The sequence below is a fragment of the Sphingopyxis sp. KK2 genome (assembly GCF_001990265.1).
Classification (GTDB): Bacteria; Pseudomonadota; Alphaproteobacteria; order Sphingomonadales; family Sphingomonadaceae; genus Sphingopyxis.
In genome coordinates this window covers 1-6245 of the sequence record NZ_LYVN01000185.1, presented here as the reverse complement: position 1 = coordinate 6245, position 6245 = coordinate 1, and the positions used below count along the sequence as shown (strand labels likewise).

Below are 6245 nucleotides of genomic sequence, written 5' to 3'. Positions count from 1 at the left end.
GTATAGCCGCGCACCGACGAACTGCGCCCGCCGCGCCGTTCGCTGACGATGACGCGGCCGGGCTTGAAATCGGTTTCGGTCAGGCCCTGCGCCTTGAGCGCGGCGATCACCGCATTGGCTTTCGCGCTGTTGGCGCGCAGCGCGGCTTCGGGGCTGTCGCTGTCGTCGCTGGCGATTTCGACGGTGAAGCGCGCGATATCGGCGGGGGCGGTGACGACCTCGCGGAGCTGGAAGCTGGTGACGGGGGCATCGACGCGCGGGTCGCCGAACATGGCGAAGCCGGTGGCGTCGTCCTGTGCCTGGGCCGGCGCGGCGAGCGCGGCGAGGAGCAGGGCGGCAATGGTGCGGCGTGCGGCGATCATGGGCGAGTCCCTCCCGATGGTTGTGCGCGCAGGCTGTCGGGTGCGGGCGCCGGCGTCAATCGGCGATTGCGGGGCTTTTGGGTGGGAAAGGGACGGTCCTTGAATCCTCCCTGTCGCGAAGCGATGGGGAGGTGGCAGCGCGAAGCGCTGACGGAGGGGCCATGACGCAACGTTGCTGGCCCCTCCACCACTCGCTTCGCGAGCGGTCCCCCTCCCCATGGCCTTCGGCCACAGGGAGGATACTACCCTCAACCCATATCCAGCGATGCCGCGATCGCGTCCCATACCTGCGCGAGGTCGGTGGGGGTGATGCCATAGGGGGGCATGACGTACACCGTATTGCCGAGCGGGCGGAGGAGGACGCCGCGGTCGCGGTAGAAGGCGATCAGGCGCGGGGCGAGGTTCGAGAGATAGCCGGCGTCGCGCGCGGCGATATCGAAGGCGGCGATGGTGCCGAGGCGGCGGGGGTTTTCGACGCGCGGGTCGTGCGCGAGCATCGACAGATGCGCGCCCTGCGCGTCGGCGAGCGTGTCGATGCGATGCTGCACCGGCTCGTCGCGCCAGATGGCGAGATTGGCGGCGGCGGCGGCGCAGGCGATCGGGTTCGCGGTGTAACTGCTCGAATGATAGAAGGTCTTCGCGCGGTCGGTCGACCAATGCGCCTGGAAAATCGGCTCGATACAGAGGGTTACCGCGAGCGGCATCGCGCCGCCGGTCAGCCCCTTCGACAGGCAGACGATGTCGGGAATGACGCCGGCCTGGTCGCAGGCGAAGCGCGTGCCGGTGCGCCCCCAGCCGGTCATCACCTCGTCGGCGATGAAGAGCACATTGTGGCGCGAACAGATGGCGCGCATCTCGGCGAGCACCCAAGCGGGGTAGATCAGCATGCCGCCGGCGCCGAGGATCAGCGGTTCGACGATGAAGGCTGCGGGCTTTTTTGAGCAGGCGGCTTCGAGCGCGTCGAGCGTCGCCCGTTCCATGCCTTCATGCGGAAAGGGAACAGTGTCAACATCGAACAGCAGGGGCTGCCAGGCGCGGTTGTAGACGCCGCGCTCGCCGACCGACATCGTGCCGATCGTATCGCCATGATAGCTATGTTCGAGGACGAGGATGCGGCTGCGCGGCTCGCCGATATTGTACCAATAGCCAAGCGCCATCTTGAGTGCGACCTCGACGCTGGTCGACCCCGAGTCCGAAAAGAAGACGCGGGTGAGCGGGTCGGGGGTGATGCGGATGAGCTCGGCGGCGAGGGTTTCGGCGGGTTCGTGCGTCCAGCCGGCGAAGATGAGCTGGTCGAGCTTTTCCGACTGGTCGCGGATCGCCGCCATGATCCGCGGATGCGCGTGGCCGTGGGTGGTGACCCACCAGCTCGAGATCGCGTCGATCCAGTAGTGGCCGTTCGCGTCGTAGAGGCGCGCGCCTTCGCCGCGCGCGATGAGCGGGATGGTGTCGCCGAGGCCGTGCTGGGTGAAGGGGTGCCAGATGGGGGATTGGGATGCGGTCATGTCGAGCGTTCCTCTACCCGCGTTCGTCATTCCCGCGAAAGCGGGAATCCAGCTTTTTCCTTTTTCGTTCCTTTGCGCCTTTGCGTAAGATCCTTCTGTTTTCACGCAAAGGCGCAAAGGCATGAAGAAAAGAAAAAAGGAGAAGAAAGCTGGCCCCCCGCCTTCGTGGGGGTGACGAAGTTAAGTGAAATCGGAGAGGTCAAAGTTTGCAACGAAGGCCTGCACCAGATTTTCCCGCGTCAGCGGGTCGATGAGCGGCAGGCGGCCCAACCGGCGGACGCCGCTGATTTCGGCGATGATCGCTTCGCTGTCGGGGACCGCATCGCCGAGGAAGGCGAGGCCGTAGATGGGGACGCCGCGGCTTCTGAGCGCCTCGATCGTCAGCAGGCTGTGGTTGATCGTGCCGAGCGCGGTGCGCGCGCAGACGATGACCGGGAGCTGCCATTTCACGAAGAGATCGGCGTAGAGCGTGGTGCGCGTCACCGGGACGAGCGCGCCGCCGGCGCCCTCGACGATCAGATTTCCGGGCGGCGGGACGAGCGTTTCGACGTCGATGTTGACACCGTCAATTTCGGCGGCGCGATGCGGCGAGGCGGGGGTGACGAGGCGCCATGCCTCGGGCAGCACGGCCACGCCGGCGAGACGCGCGACGACCTCGCTGTCGGTTTCCTCCTCGAGCCCCGACTGGATCGGTTTCCAGTAGGGCGCGCCGGTCGCCTGCGCCAAAGCCGCGGAAAAGATGGTTTTCCCGATGCCGGTGTCGGTGCCGGTGACGACGAAGCGGGTCATGCGGCGGCCATCGCGCCGGCGAGCGTATCGGCCAGTACGTCGATGTTACGCTCGTCAACATTGAGCGTGATCGCGACGCGCAGCCGGGCGGTGCCATGCGGCACCGTGGGCGGGCGGATGCCGCGCACGTCGAAGCCCGCGTACTGCAGCGCGCCGGCGATGCGCATCGTGCGGGCGTTGTCGCCGATGACGACGGGGATGACCTGCGACCCGCTGGCGGGGACGCCGAGCGTGCCGAGGCGCGTTTCGGCGTGGCGGACGAGCTCGTGCAGGCGCGCGGGGCGTTCGGGCTCGTTCGCGACGATTTCGAGCGCCTGGCGGACGAGCCACGCCATCAGCGGCGAGGGCGCGGTCGAGAAGATGAAGGGGCGGCCGCGGTTGACGATGAAGTCGCGGACGATTTGCGGGCCGCAGAGCAGCGCGCCCTCGCAGCCGAGCGCCTTGCCGCAGGTGTGGAGGGTGACGAGATTGTCGCGGCCCGCGATGTCATGCGCGAGGCCCTGTCCGGCGGGGCCGTAAACGCCGGTTGCGTGCGCCTCGTCGACGACGAGCACCGCGTCATGGCGGTCGGCGACGGCGGCGAGATCGGCGAGCGGGGCCCGGTCGCCGTCCATCGAATAGAGGCTTTCGACCGCGATCCACGGGGTGCCGGTGCCGCCGCGCGCGCGCCAAGCGGCGATGGCGTCGGCGAAGGATTGCGGGTCGTTGTGCGCGGCGGCGGCGCGGTCGGCGCGGCCGAGCTTCATCCCGTCATGCGCGCTGGCGTGGATCAGCTCGTCGTGGACGACGAGGTCGCCGCGTTGCGGCAGGGTGGCGAACAGCGCGGCATTGGCGGCGAAGCCGGTGGGGAAGAAGAGCGCGGCGTCGCTGCCATAATGGCGCGCGGCGTGCGCTTCGAGCGCTTCATGCTCGGCATGATTGCCGCGCAGCAGGCGCGAGCCGCCCGAGCCGGCGGGGATGCCGCGGCGCAGCCCCTCGGTCAGCGCTTCGCTGAGCAGATAGGAAGCGGCGAGGCCGAGATAGTCGTTCGACGCGAAGTCGAGGCCGGCGCGTGGGGCAAGCGCGCGGCGGCGGCTTTCGGCGGCGAGGCCGGCGAGATCGGCGTGATGGGCGGCGAAGGGGGAGGTCACCATCTTGTTCCTGCTGCGGAGATTGTCGCGAGGCGCCATAACGGGCTTTCCGTCGCCGCGCGAGTGACGGATTCCGTTACGGTATCGCGCCGCCCGATCGCAGCGCCTGCCGCTCTTCGGCGGTCAGGCGGCGGGGCGGGGCGACCGGTTCGAGCGTTGCGGGGTCGAAGAGCGCGCAGCGGCGGCGATCGCCCGAGATCATGTCCTTGACCATGCGCGGGAAGAAGCGGCGCATCAGCCGGCCCATGCTCATTTTCGGCAGCGCGCTGGTGTCGCCGCTGCCGTCCTGCGTGAACAAATGGCCGAGCGGCGGGCCGGTAAGCGCATCGCGCTTCGCCGGGTCGCACGCCGCGAGCTGGGTCGTGATGTACGGTATCCGGCCGTTGGCGTAGGTGTTGAACAAGGGCATGCCGCAGCAGGATGCGTACCAGCGCAGGGTCGGCTTGTCGGTCATGTGGAGGCAGGCGAGCCGATCGCGGCCGGTGTCGAGGCGCATTTTGGCGCAGCGCGACTGGTAGAGCGCGCTGCCGCCATGCGCGTCCAGCATATCGGCGTGGCCGAGATGGCGCGTCAGATCCTGGCAGTCGGTGCAATGGCATATGACATGGTCGCCCTGACCGGGGCCGACATCGCGCAGCGTCCCGGAAACGGCGCCGCATCGGCATGCGAAGGCGAGGTCGGAGGCCATGCTCCGGTCCTAGCGCGTCGTCCGCCGATGCGGAAGGCCGTTGGTCCTCCCCGTGGCCTGTGGCCACAGGGAGGATATTCCCGTCAGTTCTTCGACTTGTCGACGAGCTGGTTCTTGGCGATCCACGGCATCATCGCGCGCAGTTCGCCGCCGACCTGTTCGATCGGGTGCGCGGCGGCGGCCTTGCGGCTCGCCTTCAGCTCGGGCTGGCCGGCCTGGTTGTCGAGCACGAAATCCTTCACGAAGCGGCCCGACTGGATGTCCTGAAGCACGCGCTTCATTTCCTTCTTGGTCTCTTCGGTGATGATGCGCGGGCCGGTCTTGATGTCGCCATATTCGGCGGTGTTCGAGATCGAGTAGCGCATGTTCGCGATGCCGCCTTCATAGAGGAGGTCGACGATCAGCTTGGTTTCGTGGAGGCATTCGAAATAGGCCATTTCGGGGGCATAGCCCGCCTCGACCAGCGTTTCGAAGCCCGCCTGGATGAGGTGGGTGATGCCACCACACAGCACCGCCTGTTCGCCGAAGAGGTCGGTTTCGCACTCTTCCTTGAAGGTCGTTTCGATGATGCCGCTGCGGCCGCCGCCGACCGCCGAGGCGTAGCTGAGCGCCAGCGCCTTGGCGAAGCCGTTGCCCGACGAACCCGCACCCTGTGCTTCCTGCGCGACCGCGATCAGGCAGGGGACGCCGCCGCCCTTCTGATATTCGCTGCGCACGGTGTGGCCGGGGCCCTTGGGCGCGACCATGAAGACGTCGATGTCGGGGCGCGCCTCGATCAGGCCGAAGTGGATGTTGAGGCCGTGCGCGAAGGCGAGCGCAGCGCCGGGCTTCATGTTCGGGCCGATGTCGTCGGCGTAGATCTTTGCCTGATGCTCGTCGGGGGCGGCGATCATGATGACGTCGGCCCATTCGGCGGCTTCCTTGTTCGAAAGCACCTTGAAGCCCGCGGCCTCGGCCTTTTTCGCGGTCGCCGAACCGGGGCGGAGCGCGATCGCGACCTCCTTGACGCCGCTGTCGCGCATATTCTGCGCATGGGCATGGCCCTGGCTGCCATAGCCGACGACGGCGACCTTCTTGCCCTTGATCAGATCCTGGTCGGCGTCGCGATCGTAATAAACCTGCATTGGAAGACCCCTTCTAGTCCTTTGGCCCCGCGCGGGGGTGAGTTGGTTTGGGAGAGTGGGGCGCGACCCTTGTCGATCCCCGATGTTAACACTGTTATACGGCCTCCGCCCCCCGGGCGATGGCGACCACGCCGGTGCGGCCGACCTCGACCAGTCCGCATTCGCGCATCAGCGCGATGAAGCGGTCGACCTTGTCGCTCGTCCCGGTGATTTCGAAGATGAAGCTGGTGAGCGTCGTGTCGACGACCTTGGCGCGGAAGACGTCGGCCATGCGGAGCGCCTCGATGCGCTTGTCGCCGGTGCCCGCGACCTTCACGAGCGCGATCTCGCGTTCGACATGCGCGCCCTGGTCGGCGAGGTCGACGACATTGTGGACGGGCACGAGGCGGTCGAGCTGCGCGATGATCTGGTCGATCACCGCGGGCGGGCCCGAGGTGACGATGGTGATCCGCGACAGCGCATGATCGGCGCTGATGTCGGCGACGGTCAGGCTTTCGATATTATAGCCGCGCGCCGAGAAAAGCCCGGTGATCTTGGCAAGAATGCCCGCCTCGTTGTCGACGGTGACGGCGAGCACATGGCGCTCGCCCGCTTCGGTCTTGATTTTCATGGCTTTACTCCCCCTCCCGCAGGCGGGAGGGGCTAGG

General features: G+C 67.5%; 7 protein-coding genes. All 7 read right to left on the bottom strand.

All coding sequences use genetic code 11. From position 1 onward, the window contains the following. A partial coding sequence (locus B1A78_RS22840; RefSeq protein WP_179102107.1) for an SIMPL domain-containing protein occupies positions 1–362 on the bottom strand: 362 nt, incomplete at its 3' end. Between the two features lie 248 nt (positions 363–610). Beyond that, positions 611–1867, bottom strand: a complete 1257-nt coding sequence (locus tag B1A78_RS19705) for an adenosylmethionine--8-amino-7-oxononanoate transaminase (protein WP_077148588.1) — start codon at positions 1865–1867, stop codon at positions 611–613. Between the two features lie 180 nt (positions 1868–2047). Then, positions 2048–2656, bottom strand: coding sequence for a dethiobiotin synthase (gene bioD / locus B1A78_RS19700; RefSeq protein ID WP_077148587.1), 609 nt, complete (start codon positions 2654–2656; stop codon positions 2048–2050). Then, a complete protein-coding gene (locus B1A78_RS19695) occupies positions 2653–3789 on the bottom strand; it encodes an 8-amino-7-oxononanoate synthase (RefSeq protein ID WP_179102106.1) in 1137 nt (378 codons plus the stop codon). Before B1A78_RS19695 ends, bioD begins: the two co-directional genes overlap by 4 nt. 73 nt (positions 3790–3862) lie before the next feature. After that, positions 3863–4474: a DUF6151 family protein gene (locus tag B1A78_RS19690; protein ID WP_077148585.1), complete on the bottom strand. Its 612-nt coding sequence runs from the start codon at positions 4472–4474 to the stop codon at positions 3863–3865. Between the two features lie 83 nt (positions 4475–4557). Next, positions 4558–5598 carry a ketol-acid reductoisomerase gene (gene ilvC / locus B1A78_RS19685; RefSeq protein ID WP_077148584.1) on the bottom strand — a complete coding sequence of 347 codons (1041 nt, stop codon included), beginning with the start codon at positions 5596–5598 and terminating at the stop codon, positions 4558–4560. A gap of 94 nt (positions 5599–5692) precedes the next feature. Beyond that, positions 5693–6208 carry an acetolactate synthase small subunit gene (gene ilvN, locus B1A78_RS19680; protein WP_077148583.1) on the bottom strand — a complete coding sequence of 172 codons (516 nt, stop codon included), beginning with the start codon at positions 6206–6208 and terminating at the stop codon, positions 5693–5695. Between the last annotated feature and the right edge of the window lie 37 nt (positions 6209–6245).